We start from the raw sequence: 15,964 nt of genomic DNA on the forward strand, positions 1-15,964 counted from the left end.
CCTGTCCCGCGCGGAGGCCATACCCCTGAACCCCCAGCACCAAGGAGAACCGTGAACCGAGCGAGCAAGTCCCTGCTGTGCGCCGCTGCCGGCCTGTCCCTGCTGTCCGCCGCCGGCTGTGCCGCAGGCGAAGACACCGCCGACGCCGGGCAGGCCCCGGCGGAATCCCCCACCGCATCCCCCAGCGCTTCCGCGTCCGGTTCCGCTCCGGCGGGTTCCGCCAGTGCCTCGGGCTCGGCGTCCGGAAGCTACGCCGACGGTGAGTACTCCGGCACCGGCAGCTACATCCCGCCGTCGGGCACTTCCGAGGACGTGGACGTGACCCTGACGCTTGAAGGCGGCGTGGTCACGGAGCTGGAGGTGGAGACCTCGCAGAAGAATCCGACCTCCAAGCAGTACCAGCGGGAGTTCACCTCCGGCGTCAAGGAGCAGGTGGTCGGCAAGAGCCTGGACGAGCTGGACGTGGACAAGGTCGCCGGATCTTCCCTGACCAGCGAAGGTTTCAACCGGGCTCTGGACGCCGTCCGGTCCGTAGCTGCTTCTTAGGAAACACTGTGCACACCCTGGACTTTGAGGCGATCGGTACGCAGTGGTCGCTGACCACTGCCGCGCCCCTGAGCCCGGGAACGGGCGGTGCCGTCACGGAACTGGTTGAAAGCTACGACCGGACCTGGTCACGGTTCCGGTCCGATTCCACCGTGGCACGGATGGCCGAGACGGCAGGCCGCTTCGAGCTGCCTGCCTCGGCCGCCCCCCTGCTGAGGCTCTTCGACACGCTGCAGCAGCTCACCGGCGGGGCAGTCAATCCGTTGGTTGGGCGCTCGCTGGAGGCCCTGGGGTACGACGCCGCCTACACGTTCCAGCGGTCCGGCCCGTCCGCGCCTGCCGCAGCCTGGGACGACACCGTGTCCTGGACTGCCGATGGCCGCGGCACGACGCTGACGACCTCCGCGCCGGTGACCTTCGATATAGGTGCTGCGGGAAAAGGCCAGCTGGTGGACCTGGTCTGCGCAGTATTGGACGAGGCAGGCCACCGCGAGTATGTGGTGGATGCCGGCTCTGACCTTCGCCATTCCGGGGGCGCTCCCCTGCGGGTGGCCCTGGAGCATCCGTACGATGCCGCCCGGGCGATTGGCGTACTGACGCTCGCGGACCGGGCGCTGTGCGCATCTGCGGTAAACCGCCGGCAGTGGGGCGACGGCCTGCACCACGTCCTCGATGCCCGCACCGGGTCGCCGGTGGATGCAGTGGCCGCAACCTGGGCGCTGGCTCCGGACGCCATGACTGCGGACGGTCTGGCCACCGCACTGTTCTTCACCGGGCCGGAGGAACTGTCCCGGTCATTCACGTTCGACTATGTCCGGATGTTCACCGACGGCCGGGCCGACTATTCCCCTGCAATGGCTGGAGTCCTATTCCCATGAGTGTTTCCGCCCCCGCCGCGCCGCGCCGCACCCTGAACACCGTTCTGGGACGCTGGACCATGTACCGGTTCACCGTGTGGCTGCTGCTGGCCATTGCGGCCTGGTCCTTTGTCCTGTCCTTTGCGGGAGTGCTCTTCTACACCCCTGCCGAGCTGGGTGCGACGGCGGTGACTGCGGTGGCTTCCACCCTGATCACCAGCCGTGTCGCCGGATTGCTGCTGCGCACCCGTCCCCAGACGGACTCCTCGCTGATCACGGGCCTGCTGCTGTTTTTCCTGTTCTGGCCCAGCACCGAGGGCGCACAGTTGGCGACCGTTGCCTTGGCTGGAGCAGTGGCGACGGCGTCGAAATATCTGCTGGTCTTCCGGCGCCGGCACATTTTCAATCCTGCTGCGGTGGGGGCATTCGTGGTGGCCGTGACCGGCCTGGGTGGTGCGGTCTGGTGGGTTGCAACTCCCGGAATGCTCATCGTGGTCCTTCCTGCCGCCCTGCTGGGGCTGTACCGGAACCGGCTGCTGCCAATGGCCGGGGTTTTTGCCTTCACTGCTGCGGCTGTTGTCCTGGTGCGCTTCGTGGCTGCCGGTGAGTCGGTTCCGGATGCCCTGGCTACCATCGTCCTGTCCTATCCGGTCGTGTTCCTGGCCGGTTTTATGCTCACCGAACCGTTGACCCTGCCTCCGCTGCGCGTGCAGAGGCTCGTGGAGGCCGCCGTCGTCGGCGTTCTCTTCGCGGTACCACTCTCTCTGGGTCCGGTAATGATGTCTCCGGAGCTGGCGCTGCTGGCAGGCAACGCGCTTGCGTTTGCGATGGGCCAGCGCGGAGCTGTCCGGCTGCGGCTGCGCGAAACCCGGGACCTGACGCCGACGTCCCGTGAGCTGGTGTTTGAACCCTCCCGTCCTGTCCGTTTCCGTGCCGGACAGTATCTGGAGCTGGCCGTGCCGCACTTTGAACCCGATTCGCGGGGTTCGCGGCGGATTTTCAGTATCACCACTGCGCCTTCGGAACCCGGCACAGTGGCTGTGGGGCTGCGGGCGGCTGAACCGGGCAGCAGCTTCAAAACGGCACTGCTTCGGCTGCGGCCTGGTGCGGAGATCGGTGCCACTACCGTTGCCGGAGATTTCCTTCTGCCGCGGGATGCGCGGACACCGGTGCTGATGATTGCGTCGGGCATTGGCATCACTCCGTTCATCAGCCAGTTGCGGCAGGTCCGCGGGGAGGAGCGGGACATTGTGCTGGTGTACGCGGCATCCTCCGCTGATGAACTCGCTTATGCCGCGCAGCTTCAGGAGCTGGACGTCCGGGTGCTCGTCTGTACGCCTTCCGATCCCGGCATTCCCGGCTGGACCTGGTTGGGGCCTGGGCTGCCTGATTCCGATGTTCTGCGCGAAAAGGTTCCCGACGTTGCGGGCCGGGCGATCTACGTTTCCGGCTCGCCCCAGGCTGTGGCTGCAGCCCGGAAAGCAGTGCGTGGGGCCGGCGGACGACGGATCCGTACGGACCCGTTCCTGGGGTACTAGGGGCGGCGGCAGGCGGGCCCGGCGGCTCCGCACTGACCCTCCCTGGAGGTACTGGGGCGCCGCGATTACGAGGCCGCCGCGCTTGCAGGTCACGGCGGCTTCCACTGCATCAGCACGAGTTCACCACGTCAGCAGGACCCCGGCAGTTGAGCACGGCGGCTCCGCAGGGACGATGAATTCATCCTGCCCACGGAGCTGGGTCCTTGTGCCCATGGTCTGGACGGCACTGCATCTCCTCCTTGACGTGCCCGTCTTGCTCTCCTCCTAAGCACGCGCGCCCTGCACGCCCTCCCTACCGTCCCCGCCCTGCACGCAGACATGGTCAAAAGGGCGGTACCGCTTCCGGCGTAGGTGGGCTTGGCGATCCCACTGATGCCCCTTGTTTGACCGGGCCGAGTTCCAGGAACGGCTCAGTCCTGTAGACCCGGCCGGTCGGCGAAGTCCACTCGATCACGCCGGGTGTTGGCTGGCAGGCTTTCCAATAGCCCAGGGTCTTGAACCGGTGATGCCGCCGGCACAGATGTTCCAGATTCCCGTGGTCGGTGGGACCGCCCCGGGACCAGTCGACGGTGTGGTCAATGTCCGAGCTTGCAGTGCTGACCCGGCACCCGGGGAACCTGCAAGTTCCATCCCGGGCACGAAGCCAGCGGCGGAGCCCGGCCGGAACCTTCCTTCGCCTCCCAACACCCAGGATCTCCCCTGTGTGGGGGTCCTGGGCCAGTCCCGTCCAGCCTGCAGCGTTGCGTGCCAGCCTGCGGGCTGCTTCGGCACTGATAGGACCGTAACCGTGCAGTTCGGCAGGCTGCTCGTTAGCGCCGAAGAGTGTTTCGGCGTTGATCAGGACCATGATTTCTGCCCGCGGGACGGCACCCATGTCATCGCAGTTAGGTCCTTCCGTACCGGTCGAACCGCTCGCCCGCTTTGCTCCACCATCACTTGCTCCACCATCACTAGGGGCTCGCGTTGGGCCACGCCCGATAATTCCCCCAGCGCCATCTCCAGCGACCAGCAGCGGGCCAGGACCGGCGGCTCCACCCGCACTACCGCTTACGCGCATCCTCCCGAGCCCGCCCATCAGCAGTTGCGCGAGGATGTCTGCACGCAGCTGATCCGCCGTCCGGGAATCCCCGCCCGCTTGCTCTCCCCGGGTTGCAGTGGTCAGGGTCGTGTAAATCTGCTGGGCTTCTTCGGCCCGCAGGTGGGCGGACAGGCAGGACATGCCGTCCTCTTCGCGGTCCAGGGTTACCTTGCGCTGCTCGAACGCGGTGAGGTGCCTTTTCGCGATGGTTTCCGGATACTGCTTTTCGCGCAGCCGACGGGCCTTGGCGGAGAACTGTGCGCGGGTCTGCCCCTCGGCGGCCTTAAGCAGGCTGGCTTCAAATTCCGGTAGTGCAGCAGCGGGAAGGTTCTCGCATTGTTCCAGCACCACCTGCGCGTGGGCGTAGCTGAGAAGCCCTTCCTCCAAGCTCACCATGGTGGAGGCATGGGTACTGCACAGGCTGCCTGCTTCGTACATCATCCGCTGCGCCGTGGTCTGGGGAACGTTCAGGATGGTGGCGCATTCGGCGGCCGCGAGGCTGAACGCGATCCCGGGCTCAACCGGCCCAGACGCGTCAAAGAAGCGGTCCCGGAAAACCTCTTCCATCCGGTCCATCAGACGGGCCTGCTGCGCCTGCGCCCACGAAATCAGATGCGCGACCCGGCCTAAGGCTTCTCCGACGGTTTGCTCGTCAAAGGCTTCCAGGTTCTGCAGTGCCAACGTTCCGGTGAAGCCATCCGGGTACGCGCTGGCCGTCCCTCCGTCGACACCCGGGCCCTCGGCGGCGGGACATCTTCCGGTGTCGCCCAGGTCCTCGGCGCTGGCAGGAATTCCGTCGGCAGTGGAAGCGGAAGGATTAGGCGAGGAAGGGGCACCTGCGGCAGACCGGGACTCCCGTCCTGAGGCAGCGGTGGCGGCGGTCGGCTCGGCTGTGGACGGCTCGGCTGCGGCCCGCTTGGAGGAAGCAGGGAAGAAGGAGCGGCCAGGATCAACATCGGGTTCCGCGCGGTACACAGCCAGAGTCACCGAAGGGCAAGGCGTCTCTGCGCCGCCGGCGTGCTCTTCCGGCTGCTGCTCTTCGCCATCCTGCTCTTCGGTTATCCGTTCGGTGTTCCCGAGCTGATCCATGCCTAAGGATTTCATCCGGCACTGACATTTCCGGACCGAAAGCAGGCCCAAAACGGCCCCTCCCACAAACCGAAAATACGCGTCTTTCCGGCTCATCCACTTGGTTATTCCAGTTCTGATACTTGCTCTGTTGGCCCGCCGCTACATTCCTGCATAGATCACCAAGACGTACGCCTTTTCGGGGTCACGAACGTTGAAACTTGGGCAGCTCATCCTACGGACAGGCCTTCCGCCAGCGCTCGAGTTTCCTTCGCCCCGCTGAAACCTGCTAAGCTTCTTGAGTCCCACAGGACCTGCCGTTTACGGCGTCCTTGCCCTCGTAGCTCAGGGGATAGAGCGGTTGCCTCCGGAGCAACAGGCCGTAGGTTCGAATCCTATCGAGGGCACATTGAGACAAAGAGAAGAACCCCGCAGCCCCGGCTGCGGGGTTCTTCTGTTTAAGCTCGCAGCTCTTACCGCATACGCCCCCAGCCAGCCCCATCCTCGGGCCGGGCGGCCCCGATTGCGGCAACCTCACCAGCGGCAACAGCGGCGTGCTCAACCACGGCAACCTGGCCAGCGGCAACAGCGGCATGCTCGACGGCGGCACGCCCAGCCGTGATGGCCGGGGCGGCGGGTTCGAACGGGAGAGGCGGGCGCACGGCCGGCTCATGCCTCTGCCCCCGATAGCAGGGAAACCAGAGAAGGCTTCCCTCCGCCGGAATTCTTTCTCCAAAACCCTTGCGCCACCAACCCCTACCGGGGTTATGGTGTTCGCACATACCAACCGGTCGGTTCCGATCGCCGGACCTGCCACGAGAAACCCGGACACCCGCCGCATGAAGACCATGAACATCAAAGAAGAGCTCGCACGGACCTCCGTAGAACTCTTCGCGCGGCACGGCTACGCAAAGACCAGCGTGCAGCAGATCGTGGATGCGGCAGGCGTGACGAAGGGAGCGCTCTATCACTACTTCAATTCCAAGGATGACCTGCTCTTTGACATATACGACCGCATCCTGACCCTCCAGCACGAACACCTGACCGAGATCATCGGCCGGGGGCTTCCGGCGGTGGAAACAATGCGCCTGGTCTGCGAGGACGTCGTGATGACCTCCATCGACTGGATCCGCGAAGGATCAGTGTTCTTCCGTTCGCAGCACATGCTCAGCGAGGACCGGCAGGAAGAAGTGAAGCGGAGGCGGCGTGAATACAACGAGGCATTCACCGCCCTCCTCGTCCGCGGCCAGTCCGACGGCGTCTTCCGCACCGACATCCCCATCCCGGTACTCGCAGCCAATTTCTTCTCCGACCCGCACTATCTCTCGTACTGGTACTCCCCCGGTGGGGCGATTACCCGCGAACAGGCAGCCGCCCAATTGACCGAGCTGTATCTGGCCGGCCTCCGTAAACCGTAATTCCGCACCCCCACAGCAGCCCCGCACTTCCGCACCACAGCACCACCCGCACTTCCGCACCCCAGCGCCACCCGCACTTCCGCACCCACAGCACCACCGCACCTCCAGCACCACCGCACCACAGCACTGCCGGCACCACCGCACCTCCCGCACTACCGCCCTACAGCACCAGACGCCGTACGCAAGGTAAGAGCAGAGACGATGGAGTACTCATGCAGGAGCAACAAACCGACCGGTCGGTTCCGACCCGTCTCCGGTTGGATGGCATCACGGTCCGGTTCGGCGGACTGACAGCACTCGACTCAGTTTCCCTGGACATTCCCGCAGGCAGGATCGTGGGGATCATGGGCCCAAACGGTGCCGGCAAGACCACCCTGTTTAACGTGATCTGCGGGGTTTTCGCGCCCAACGAGGGAAGCCTCGAACTCGACGGCCAGGGCTTCACACCGAAACCGCACCTCCTCACCCGTTCCGGTGTAGCCCGCACACTGCAGGGACTGGGACTCTTCCCCGGCCTGACGGTTCTCGAAAACGTCATGACAGGCCTGGCAGCCGGCGGCCCACGCCGCGGCCCCGGCCTTCTGGCCCTGCCGGGCTCCGTGCGCAGGGAAGCCCGCCTCGCTGAACGTGCGCAAGATGCGCTGGAGGCCCTCGGCGTCGGCCGCTATGCCGCGGCCCTCCCCGATACGCTCCCCTACGGAATCCGCAAGAAGGTGGCGCTTGCCCGCGCATTGGTGAGCGAGCCGAGGCTGCTGCTGCTGGATGAACCCGCAGGCGGGCTCGGACAGGACGATATCGACGAACTGGCCTCGATCATCCGCACCGTTCCCGGCGACGGATGCTCGGTGGCGCTGGTGGAACACCACGTGGACCTGGTGATGGCGGTCTGCGACCGCATCGCCGTCCTCGACTTCGGCCGCCTCATTGCCGAAGGCACACCGGCTGAAATCGGCGCTGATCCTGCCGTCGCCGACGCCTATCTGGGAGTTGAGGCGGCATGAGCAGCGCACTTGCACTCGACGGCGTCAGTGCCGGCTACGGAGCCGTACGAGTGCTGCACGACGTTGACCTTGAGGTAGCGGAAGGTTCCATCACCGCAGTGGTGGGGGCCAACGGCGCCGGGAAGACCACCCTCCTGCGCACCATCACCGGGCAGCTGCGCCCCTCGTCCGGCACCATCCGCATTAAGGACGGAGTGGACCTGACCAAGGTGGCGGTCGAGGACGTGGTCCGCCACGGCGTCGCCCTGGTTCCCGAGGGCCGCGGCGTGATCACCGAACTGACGGTGGAGGAAAACCTGCGCCTGGGCGGACTGTGGCGGAAGGACCGCAGGGCAGCGGAGGCAGTGCTCGCGGATATGTACGAACTTTTCGAGCCCCTCGCCCGACGGCGGAAAGCGGCCGGGCACCAGCTCTCCGGCGGCGAGCGCCAGATGCTGGCACTCGGCCGGGCCCTGATGGCTGCGCCGTCACTGCTTCTGTTGGATGAACCTTCCCTGGGCCTGGCACCCAAGGTGAGTGCGCAGATCCTGGGCATGCTGCGCCGCCTGCGCGACGACACCGGACTCACCGTCCTGCTGATCGAGCAGAACGTCCGGAGCGCCCTAGCCGTCGCCGACCACGGCGTCGTCCTCAATCTGGGCCGGATTGTCGCCTCCCGGCCCGCAGCCGACCTGGCTCAAGACACCGATCTCCGCCACACCTACCTGGGGTTCTAATGGACAGATTCCTTTTCCTCACCTTTGACGGCCTCGCCCGCGGTGCCGTCCTCGCGGCCTTCGCCCTCTCCCTGGTCCTGATCTGGCGTGCAGCGCGGATCGTGAATTTTGCGCAGGGCGCCATGGCCGTGGCGGCAACCTACATCGCCTTCACGGTCACCGCACTCACCGGCAATTACTGGGCCGGACTCGCTGCCGCCCTCGCTGCCGGTTTCCTTATCGGCGCCGTGGTGGAGCGCGGCGTGATGCGCTTCGTGGGCCACGGCTCGGCGCTGAACCCGGTGATTGCCGGCCTGGGGCTGCTGATGCTGATCCAGGCCATCCTGGGCATGGTGTTCGGAAACAACTACCGCACCATGGTGACGCCGTTCAGCTCGGAACCGGTGGAGATCTTCGGCATCACCGCTTTCTCCTCCTACGACCTGTTCGTCTTTGCCTGCATCGCAGTGCTTGTGGGCGGCCTGGTCCTGCTCTTCACGAAGACGCCGCTGGGGCTGCGGCTGCGGGCCTCGGCCTTCGCCCCGGATCTGGCCCGCCTCCTCGGGGTCCGGACCTCGCGGATGCTCACCCTCGGCTGGGCTCTGTCCTCCGCCCTCGGCGCCCTGGCCGCACTGCTGGTGATCCCCACCGAACTTGGCCTCAACCCGCATGCCGCGGACTCCGTCTTCGTTTATGCCTTCACGGTGGCGGTCATCGGCGGGCTCGACTCCCCCGCAGGCGCCGTCCTGGGCGGACTGGCCGTGGGTGTACTGCTCAGCTGGGTCAGCGGCTACTGGGGCGCCACCCTCGCACCGGTCGCCATCCTGGTGCTGCTGCTGGCGGTGCTGCTGATCCGCCCGGGCGGAATCTTCTCAATGGCTAAGGAGCGGACGGTATGACGGTCGCCAGAAGGTATCTCTTCGCCGCCATAGCGGCGGCCGTCCTGATCGGACTCACCTTCGTGGTCCCTTCCTTCTCCTCCTACCAGCTCGCCACCGTCTGCGCGTATCTGTGCGGCATCGCCGGGCTGACCCTGCTGACTGGCGCCGGCGGCCAGCTGTCCCTCGGCCAGGCGGCCCTGATGGCTGCCGGAGCCTACAGCTACGCCTTGACTGCCAACACAATGGCCGACGCCGGCACGGAAGGTCCGCTGCTGCTCCTGCTGCCGCTGGCGGCAGCGGTGGGAGGTGCGGCCGTCCTCGGGCTGGTCATCGGCCTGGCTGCCGGCCGGCTCCACGGCCCGTACCTCGCCGGTTTCACCATGGCACTCGTAGTGGCACTGCCGGCGGTGACCAGCACCTTTTCCTCGGTGCTCGGCGGCGACCAGGGGCTGTGGATCACCGTGGAGAAGCGCCCGACGGCGTTGCGCGGCATGGTCTCCAACGAGGCGTGGCAGGCGTGGCTCGCCGTCGTCTGCTCCGTCCTTGTCCTGACCCTGCTGGCGAACCTGCTGCACGGACGCTTCGGACGCGAACTGCGGGCAGTCCGGGACAACCCCGTGGCGGCTGCCCTGGCAGGCATCAACCCGGCCCGCACCAAGGTCACCGCCTTCGTCATCAGCTCCGCAGCAGCCGGTATGGGCGGCGGGCTGCTGGCCTACACCACGCAGAGTGCGAGCCCCGGCGCCTATTCGCTGGTGTTCTCCCTGTTCCTGCTGATGGCCGCCGTGGTCGGCGGCATCGGCTCCCTGACCGGAGCCGTCTTCGGCGCCGTGCTCCTGGTGGCCCTGCCTCACCTGATCAGCACGGCCACGTCCCGGCTTCAGCTGTCCGCAGACCTGTCCCAGCGGCTGGACGGCAACCTCGCCGTAGCCATCTTCGGCCTGGTCCTGGTCCTCGTGGTGCTGCTTGCCCCGCAGGGCATCCACGGCCTGCTGGTCCGGCTCCGTTCCCGGCTCCGCAGCCGGGCAACGCCACCGCGTTCCGAATCCGTTCCGGACAGCTCCTTCGAACCCGCACCACCGTCAGCATCAACTACCACCACCCGGTTATCCGCCCGGCATGAGTCCGAGCAGCTACCGGCAACCCCGAAAGGTCAATGATGATCAGCTCCAAACTCCGTCTGGGCACCGCCGTCCTTGCAGCCGCAGCACTCGGCCTCGCGTCCTGTGCTTCCGCGGAAGAAGGCGGCGAGGCCGCAGCACCCGAAGACGTTCCCGGGATCACGGACACCACGGTCACGGTGGGCACGCACCAGCCGCTCACCGGTCCGGCCGCAGCGGGTTACTCCACTATTTCCCCGGCCACCCAGGCCTACTTCGACTACGTCAATGACAACGGCGGAATCAACGGCCGGACCATCGAGTACATCGTGAAGGATGACGGCTACAACCCCGCCAACACCCAGACCGCCGTCCGCGAGATGGTGCTCCAGGACGAGGTGTTCGCTCTGGTGGGCGGCCTGGGCACGCCGCCGCACAGCGCGGTCCTGGACTTCGTTAATGACAATGAAGTGCCGGACCTCTTTGTGGCCTCGGGCAGCCCGACCTGGAACCAGCCGGAGGACTATCCCTACACCTACGGCTTCATGGTGGACTACCCCACTGAGTCCCGGATCCTGGCCACCTACGCGCAGGAGGAGTTCCCGGACAAGACCTATTGCTTCTTCGGCCAGGATGATGACTTCGGCGAAGAATTCCAGGCGGGGCTTGAAGCGGTTCTTGGCGAAGACGGACTGGCCGATGCCCAGGTCTACTCCACGGCCAATACCGACATTGCGGCGCAGATCAGTTCCATGAAGGAGGCCGGCTGCGAGGTCAATTTCCTGGCGACCATCAACGGCTTCAGTGCGCAGGCAGTGGGGACGGCCGCAAAGCTCGGCTACTTCCCGCAGTGGATGGCCTCTTCAGCCGGCGGTGACTTCAACACCCTCTCCGGCTACCTCGGAGAAAACACCAACAAACTGCTGCAGGGCTTCGTCAGCGCCAACTATCTGCCCGGCTACTCCGACGCCGAGGACGAATGGACCGCCCAGTTCAAGGAGATCAACGAGGAATACAACGCCGGGGCTCCCTTCGACGGCAACACCATCTTCGGAATGTCCATCGGCTACCTCTTTGTCGAGGCGCTCAAGGAAGCCGGCGAAAACCCGACCCGCGAATCCCTGCTGGAGGCGCTCGAGTCCGGCAACGTCACCGGCAACGGCCATACCCCGCTGGGCTTCGGCGAGGACTCCCACCGGGGGTACACCGGCGCCATGCTGACCAAGGTGGACAACGGTGTGCAGTCCTACTTCGGCACCCCGTACGTGGTGTCCGGCGAGGAAGTGGAGGAATACACCGAGGAACGTCCAGCCATGCCGGCTGACGGCCTCCCGGAGTAGCTTGAGCGGCCGGAGGAGCCTCTAGAGGCATTTCCACTAGAACTTCCCACTAGAAGGGGCCCGTCCGCACTGGACGGGGCCCCTTCTTGATGCGGACAGTGGATCCGGGTGCTGCTAGCCGAGCACGTAGAGGGAAATCGACTCCGCTACGCAGGCAGGCTTGTCCACGCCCTCTATCTCCACGGTTACCAGGAGCTTGACGCGTACGCCCTGCGCCACGGGTTCCACCGAGGCAATCTCCGAGCGGGCCCGGACGCGGCGGCCCACCGGCACCGGATGCGGAAAGCGCACGCGGTCCAGACCGTAGTTCACGCCCATCACCATGCCGTCCACCCGGAACCGGCTGGAGGCGAGCGCGGGAAGCAGCGCCAGGCTCAGGTAGCCGTGCGCGATCGGCCCGCCAAAGGGTCCCTGAGCCGCCCGCTCGGGATCCACGTGGATCCACTGGTGGTCATCCGTGGCATCGGCAAACAGGTTCACACGGTCCTGGTCAATGGTGATCCATTCGCTGGTCTCCACCTGCCCCACGGCCTCGGTAAGTTCCTGCACGGAACCGAAGTGCGCCACCGCTAGGCCCTCGGTCCGCCGGCAACGTAGAGCACCTGTCCGGAAACGAACGAGGCCTCCTCGCGGGCGAAGAAGGACGCTGCCGCGGCAATGTCCGCCGGGGTCCCGGCCCGGCCCACGGGAATCTCCTTTGCCGCATGCGCCACGAAGTCTTCGAACGGCACCCCGACGCGTTCCGCCGTCGCCCGCGTCATGTCGGTCTGGATGAAGCCCGGAGCAATCGCGTTGACCGTGACGTTGTACCGACCCAGCTCGATGGCCAGCGTCTTGGTGAAGCCCTGGATGCCTGCCTTGGCGGCGGCGTAGTTGGCCTGGCCTCGGTTGCCAAGGGCGGAGGTGCTGGACAGGTTGATGATGCGGCCCCACTTCTGCTGCACCTGGTGGGCCTGCACGGCGCGGCTCATGAGGAACGCTCCACGCAGGTGCACCCCCATGACGGCATCCCAGTCCGTATCGGTCATTTTGAACAGCAGGTTGTCCCGGAGGATGCCCGCGTTGTTCACCAGGATGGTAGGCGCGCCCAGCTCCCCGGCGATACGGCCCACAGCCTGTTCGACGGCGGCGGCATCGGCAACGTCGGCGCCGACGCCCACCGCCTTGCCGCCGGAATTGTTGATGGCCTCCACGGTGGCTGCCGTGTCTTCTTCCCGGAGGTCCAGGACTGCCACCCGATACCCGTCCGCAGCCAGGCGCATGGCGACGGCGGCGCCGATCCCCCGTCCTGCTCCGGTGACGACGGCGGTGCGCTGGTCCAGCGGTGCTGATGCCTCTGTCATGTCTCTCCTGTCGGCAAATGAGCGGCGGCCCACTGACTGTGTGCTGCGTCTCTTTTGCCGAGGGTACCGACCGGACGGTACGGACGCAACGGCGGGATGGGGAACGGCGGGGACGACAGGGCCGGGAAGTACAGTGCCGGTAAGTACAGTGCCGGTAACGGCGGGCCGGGTAAAGCCGTAGCCCTAGCCGGGCTGCGGCACGCTCCGCCCCCGAAAGGTCCGGCGGTAGGCCGCGGGGCTTGCGCCCACATCCCGGTGGAAATGATGGCGCAGCAGTTCGGGCTGCCCGAACCCCGCGGCACGCGCCACCTCTTCGACCGTGAGATCCGTATCTTCCAGCAGCTCCTGCGCGTAGAGCACCCGCTGGGCGTTGATCCACGCCGCCGGGGTGGTGCCGGTCTCGGCACGGAAGCGGCGGGCGAAGGTCCGCGGCGACATGGCGGCCCGGGAGGCCAGGTCCTTCACGGAATGCTCCTGCGCCAGGTGTTCCCCGATCCACTCCAGGACCGGTTCGAGAGTGTCACCTGCCCCGGCCGGCACCGCCCGGTCAATGTACTGCGCCTGTCCCCCGTCCCTGTGGGGCGGCACCACCATGTCCCGGGCGATGGCGGCGGCGGTCTTGGCCCCGTGGGTGATCCGGACCAGGTGCAGCGCCGCATCAATACCGGCCGCCGTGCCCGCGCTCGTGATGACGGTGCCGTCCTGGACATACAACACATCCTCGTCCACCTGGACGGCCGGGTAACGGGCTGCCATGTCCGCCGAATACATCCAGTGAGTGGTGGCCCGGCGTCCATCGAGCAGCCCCGCCTCGGCAAGCCGGAACGCCCCCGTGCAGATGCTCATCACCCAGGCACCCCGCCCGTAAGCACTGCGCAGCACCTCCAGTACGCGGGCATCTGTTTCCCCCGCATAGTCCCCTCCGGGAGCCATCACCACCAGGTCTGCATCCGCGGCTGCCTCCAGCCCGGCATCCACAGCGATGCTGAACCCTGCCTTGGTGGACACGAGGCCGGGTTCGGGCGTGCAGAGGCGGAAATCGAAGGCCGGCACTCCGCCGCCGCGCTGGGAACGGTCGATGCCGAAGACTTCGGCCAGCACGCTGAATTCGAACGGCGCGGTGCCGTCCAGGACGATGACTGCTACAGAGTGGAGCATGGCTTCAGTGTGGACCCTGTGGTGGCAGGATTTCTACGGTAATGGGCATTTCTGCCACTTATTTCTGGACGGATCCAGCGCCAGCATGGAGTCATGGTTATTGTGCTTATGCTCCTCGCCGCGGCGGTTGCCTTCACCCTCGTCCTCGGAGCCACCCTTCGGTTCCTGGCCAGTGACGGCCACGGCCACCTCCCTGATGTCCCGTCCCACCGCTCCTGGGACGGAACGGTGTACTGACCCGCTTACTCCGGGTCTGGCTGCCCGTGCGCATACAGGTCCCGCAGCAGGGCAATCTCCGCCAGGTGGTGGATCATTTCCCGGTTGATGTGCAGCACCAGTTGCGCCATGGGAGCGTCTGCCCATTTGCCTTCGGCCGGTCCCACCGGTGCTGCGAGCGCCGCGTCGTCCAGGGAGAACACCCCACTGATCCATCTCCCGTAATACTCATCCAGCACGGCCAGCGCCCCGGCAGCCGTCGCCGGGTACTCGAAGCTGTCATAGGAGACCGGCGGCCCGCCGAACTGCGAAGCATTGCGGGCACCGAGCACGCCCACGAGCAGGTGCCCCAACCGCCAGGCGATAGTGGTGACCGGCGCCGGAACCGGCTCGGGGTGCATGAAGTCGATGACGTACAGGCCGGAGCCGACACCTACCGGCGAGGCCCCCCGCGGCCGCACGCTCCAGCACCCTTGCACGGGTTCCCAGAAGTACTCCGCGTCGCCCAGGCCCTCCTGGCGCGGCCGCGCCAGGTTCTCCCAATGCCATTGAAGCTGCCCGGCCAGCCGCGCAGGGACGTCCAGATCCCTGACTGGTTCCATGGATCCCCTGCGCGCCATGCCTGCCTCCTTTGTGCGGGTGCCGCCGTCGGTGTGTGCCTGCGGCCGGATTAGTTTCCAATCAGGACAGCTTTTGACCTGATCAGCGCGTAGCTTGGATTCCATGTTGGAGACATCCGCCCGGCTCCTGCAGCTGCTGTCGCTGCTGCAGATGCGCCGCGAGTGGACCGGCGCCGCACTTGCGGAGCGGCTGTCCATCACCGAACGCACGGTACGCCGGGATATCGGCAAGCTCCGAACCCTGGGCTATCCCATCTCGGCGTCCCCTGGCATAGCCGGCGGCTACCAACTCGGTGCCGGGGCGCAGCTGCCGCCCCTTCTGCTCGACGACGACGAAGCCCTTGCCGTCGCACTCGGTCTCGCCGCTGTGGCCACCGGACCGGTGACGGGGATCGGAGAAGCCTCGGTGCGGGCACTGGCCAAGTTGGAACAGGTACTGCCGGCGCGCCTGCGTCCCAAGTTCTCCGCCCTGCGGCAGTCGGTATCCACCCTTTCCGGACCTCCGGGCGCCGTTGATCCGGGAATCCTCACGGCTTTTTCCGCAGGCATCACCGAGCACCGGATCGTCAGCTTCCGCTACACCGCCGCCGACGGCGGCACCGGACGCCGGATCGTGGAGCCCTACCGGCTGGTGAGCACCGGACGGCGCTGGTACGCCGTCGCGTGGGACCTGGACCGCCGTGACTGGCGGACCTTCCGGGTGGACCGCTGCACCAGCACTCCAGCCCCACGCGAGCGGTTTACGCCCCGGCCCCTGCCGGCCCGGGACCTGGCCGCCTACGTCCAGGCCTCGATTACCCGTAACCCCTACCGCTACACGGTGGTGGTGCGGCTGGCCGCACCGCTGGCGGCCGTGGCCGAGCAGGTACCACCGGATGTCGCCAGCGTCGAGGCCGACGGCCCCGGACACACCATTGTGCGGGGCGGCTGGGATTCGCTGGACCTGCCCCTGATCGACCTGACCTCCTGGGGTGTGCCGTTCGAGATTCTCGAACCCCCGGAAATGCGCGAACGGGCCCGGCGGGCGGTCTCCCTGCTGCAGCACGCCGTCGGAATCCCGCCCACGGCGGAATCCGGGCAGACCGCGGGGCCAAGCCACTAGACT

At 66.6% G+C, this 15,964-nt stretch carries 17 protein-coding genes and 1 tRNA gene; 12 read left to right on the top strand and 6 right to left on the bottom strand.

Features of this window, described 5'->3' with window-relative positions; translation table 11 throughout:
* The first annotated feature begins 51 nt into the window (after positions 1 to 51).
* Genes QNO10_RS09920 through QNO10_RS09930 form a run of 3 tightly spaced genes read left to right on the top strand, consistent with a single transcriptional unit; the run spans position 52 to position 2,941 of the window.
* A complete protein-coding gene (locus tag QNO10_RS09920; RefSeq protein ID WP_229950646.1) occupies positions 52 to 546 on the top strand; it encodes an FMN-binding protein in 495 nt (164 codons plus the stop codon).
* Positions 547 to 554: 8 nt separating this feature from the next.
* On the top strand, positions 555 to 1,424 hold the full coding sequence (locus tag QNO10_RS09925) for an FAD:protein FMN transferase (RefSeq protein WP_229950644.1): 870 nt from the start codon (positions 555 to 557) through the stop codon (positions 1,422 to 1,424).
* Positions 1,421 to 2,941, top strand: a complete 1,521-nt coding sequence (locus QNO10_RS09930; protein ID WP_229950642.1) for an FAD-dependent oxidoreductase — start codon at positions 1,421 to 1,423, stop codon at positions 2,939 to 2,941. The genes QNO10_RS09925 and QNO10_RS09930 overlap by 4 nt, the downstream gene beginning before the upstream one ends.
* Positions 2,942 to 3,263: 322 nt before the next feature.
* Here the strand turns inward: QNO10_RS09930 and QNO10_RS09935 are convergent, their stop codons facing one another.
* On the bottom strand, positions 3,264 to 5,108 hold the full coding sequence (locus tag QNO10_RS09935; protein WP_229950640.1) for an HNH endonuclease: 1,845 nt from the start codon (positions 5,106 to 5,108) through the stop codon (positions 3,264 to 3,266).
* Between the two features lie 313 nt (positions 5,109 to 5,421).
* Here QNO10_RS09935 and QNO10_RS09940 point away from each other — a divergent pair.
* Positions 5,422 to 5,494, top strand: a tRNA-Arg gene (locus tag QNO10_RS09940).
* 66 nt (positions 5,495 to 5,560) lie between these two features.
* Here QNO10_RS09940 and QNO10_RS09945 read toward each other — a convergent pair.
* Positions 5,561 to 5,749, bottom strand: coding sequence for a hypothetical protein (locus tag QNO10_RS09945; protein ID WP_229950639.1), 189 nt, complete (start codon positions 5,747 to 5,749; stop codon positions 5,561 to 5,563).
* 177 nt (positions 5,750 to 5,926) lie between these two features.
* Between QNO10_RS09945 and QNO10_RS09950 the strand changes: the two genes are divergently transcribed.
* The 6 genes from QNO10_RS09950 to QNO10_RS09975 all read left to right on the top strand — a co-directional run bounded on the left by QNO10_RS09950 (position 5,927) and on the right by QNO10_RS09975 (position 11,522).
* Positions 5,927 to 6,505 carry a TetR/AcrR family transcriptional regulator gene (locus QNO10_RS09950; RefSeq protein ID WP_229950637.1) on the top strand — a complete coding sequence of 193 codons (579 nt, stop codon included), beginning with the start codon at positions 5,927 to 5,929 and terminating at the stop codon, positions 6,503 to 6,505.
* A gap of 212 nt (positions 6,506 to 6,717) precedes the next feature.
* Positions 6,718 to 7,506: an ABC transporter ATP-binding protein gene (locus QNO10_RS09955; protein ID WP_229950634.1), complete on the top strand. Its 789-nt coding sequence runs from the start codon at positions 6,718 to 6,720 to the stop codon at positions 7,504 to 7,506.
* Entirely contained in the window at positions 7,503 to 8,222 is a 720-nt protein-coding gene (locus tag QNO10_RS09960) for an ABC transporter ATP-binding protein (RefSeq protein WP_229950632.1), read from the top strand. Before QNO10_RS09955 ends, QNO10_RS09960 begins: the two co-directional genes overlap by 4 nt.
* Complete coding sequence (locus QNO10_RS09965; RefSeq protein ID WP_229950630.1) at positions 8,222 to 9,100, top strand: branched-chain amino acid ABC transporter permease; 879 nt, start codon at positions 8,222 to 8,224, stop codon at positions 9,098 to 9,100. Before QNO10_RS09960 ends, QNO10_RS09965 begins: the two co-directional genes overlap by 1 nt.
* Entirely contained in the window at positions 9,097 to 10,242 is a 1,146-nt protein-coding gene (locus QNO10_RS09970; protein ID WP_229950628.1) for a branched-chain amino acid ABC transporter permease, read from the top strand. The genes QNO10_RS09965 and QNO10_RS09970 overlap by 4 nt, the downstream gene beginning before the upstream one ends.
* Positions 10,242 to 11,522, top strand: coding sequence for an ABC transporter substrate-binding protein (locus tag QNO10_RS09975; protein WP_229950626.1), 1,281 nt, complete (start codon positions 10,242 to 10,244; stop codon positions 11,520 to 11,522). Before QNO10_RS09970 ends, QNO10_RS09975 begins: the two co-directional genes overlap by 1 nt.
* A 114-nt stretch (positions 11,523 to 11,636) precedes the next feature.
* On the opposite strand, the gene QNO10_RS09980 is transcribed toward QNO10_RS09975, so the two are convergent.
* The 3 genes from QNO10_RS09980 to QNO10_RS09990 form a co-directional block, all read right to left on the bottom strand.
* Complete coding sequence (locus QNO10_RS09980; RefSeq protein WP_229950624.1) at positions 11,637 to 12,089, bottom strand: MaoC family dehydratase; 453 nt, start codon at positions 12,087 to 12,089, stop codon at positions 11,637 to 11,639.
* Between the two features lie 2 nt (positions 12,090 to 12,091).
* On the bottom strand, positions 12,092 to 12,865 hold the full coding sequence (fabG, locus tag QNO10_RS09985) for a 3-oxoacyl-ACP reductase FabG (protein ID WP_229950623.1): 774 nt from the start codon (positions 12,863 to 12,865) through the stop codon (positions 12,092 to 12,094).
* 183 nt (positions 12,866 to 13,048) lie between these two features.
* Positions 13,049 to 14,023: a GlxA family transcriptional regulator gene (locus tag QNO10_RS09990; protein ID WP_229950622.1), complete on the bottom strand. Its 975-nt coding sequence runs from the start codon at positions 14,021 to 14,023 to the stop codon at positions 13,049 to 13,051.
* A gap of 93 nt (positions 14,024 to 14,116) precedes the next feature.
* On the opposite strand from QNO10_RS09990, the gene QNO10_RS09995 reads away from it, so the two are divergent.
* Positions 14,117 to 14,260: a hypothetical protein gene (locus tag QNO10_RS09995; RefSeq protein ID WP_229950619.1), complete on the top strand. Its 144-nt coding sequence runs from the start codon at positions 14,117 to 14,119 to the stop codon at positions 14,258 to 14,260.
* A 5-nt stretch (positions 14,261 to 14,265) separates the two neighbouring features.
* Here QNO10_RS09995 and QNO10_RS10000 read toward each other — a convergent pair whose 3' ends face one another.
* Positions 14,266 to 14,859 (bottom strand): DinB family protein, encoded by a 594-nt coding sequence (locus tag QNO10_RS10000; RefSeq protein WP_442860283.1) that lies wholly within the window; start codon positions 14,857 to 14,859, stop codon positions 14,266 to 14,268.
* A gap of 103 nt (positions 14,860 to 14,962) precedes the next feature.
* On the opposite strand from QNO10_RS10000, the gene QNO10_RS10005 reads away from it, so the two are divergent.
* Positions 14,963 to 15,961 (top strand): helix-turn-helix transcriptional regulator, encoded by a 999-nt coding sequence (locus tag QNO10_RS10005; protein ID WP_229950616.1) that lies wholly within the window; start codon positions 14,963 to 14,965, stop codon positions 15,959 to 15,961.
* Positions 15,962 to 15,964: the final 3 nt, after the last annotated feature.

This window comes from Arthrobacter sp. zg-Y919 (assembly GCF_030142045.1).
Taxonomy (GTDB): Bacteria; Actinomycetota; Actinomycetes; order Actinomycetales; family Micrococcaceae; genus Arthrobacter_B.

What these genes read in the sequence shown, in the direction of transcription:
- QNO10_RS09930 (WP_229950642.1), top strand. Translation starts at nt 1,421, where the DNA reads ATGAGTGTTTCCGCCCCCGCCGCGCCGCGCCGCACCCTGAACACCGTT.
- QNO10_RS09935 (WP_229950640.1), bottom strand. Translation starts at nt 5,108, where the DNA reads ATGGATCAGCTCGGGAACACCGAACGGATAACCGAAGAGCAGGATGGC.
- QNO10_RS09950 (WP_229950637.1), top strand. Translation starts at nt 5,927, where the DNA reads ATGAAGACCATGAACATCAAAGAAGAGCTCGCACGGACCTCCGTAGAA.
- QNO10_RS09955 (WP_229950634.1), top strand. Translation starts at nt 6,718, where the DNA reads ATGCAGGAGCAACAAACCGACCGGTCGGTTCCGACCCGTCTCCGGTTG.
- QNO10_RS09960 (WP_229950632.1), top strand. Translation starts at nt 7,503, where the DNA reads ATGAGCAGCGCACTTGCACTCGACGGCGTCAGTGCCGGCTACGGAGCC.
- QNO10_RS09965 (WP_229950630.1), top strand. Translation starts at nt 8,222, where the DNA reads ATGGACAGATTCCTTTTCCTCACCTTTGACGGCCTCGCCCGCGGTGCC.
- QNO10_RS09970 (WP_229950628.1), top strand. Translation starts at nt 9,097, where the DNA reads ATGACGGTCGCCAGAAGGTATCTCTTCGCCGCCATAGCGGCGGCCGTC.
- QNO10_RS09975 (WP_229950626.1), top strand. Translation starts at nt 10,242, where the DNA reads ATGATCAGCTCCAAACTCCGTCTGGGCACCGCCGTCCTTGCAGCCGCA.
- fabG (WP_229950623.1), bottom strand. Translation starts at nt 12,865, where the DNA reads ATGACAGAGGCATCAGCACCGCTGGACCAGCGCACCGCCGTCGTCACC.
- QNO10_RS09990 (WP_229950622.1), bottom strand. Translation starts at nt 14,023, where the DNA reads ATGCTCCACTCTGTAGCAGTCATCGTCCTGGACGGCACCGCGCCGTTC.
- QNO10_RS09995 (WP_229950619.1), top strand. Translation starts at nt 14,117, where the DNA reads ATGGTTATTGTGCTTATGCTCCTCGCCGCGGCGGTTGCCTTCACCCTC.
- QNO10_RS10000 (WP_442860283.1), bottom strand. Translation starts at nt 14,859, where the DNA reads ATGGCGCGCAGGGGATCCATGGAACCAGTCAGGGATCTGGACGTCCCT.
- QNO10_RS10005 (WP_229950616.1), top strand. Translation starts at nt 14,963, where the DNA reads ATGTTGGAGACATCCGCCCGGCTCCTGCAGCTGCTGTCGCTGCTGCAG.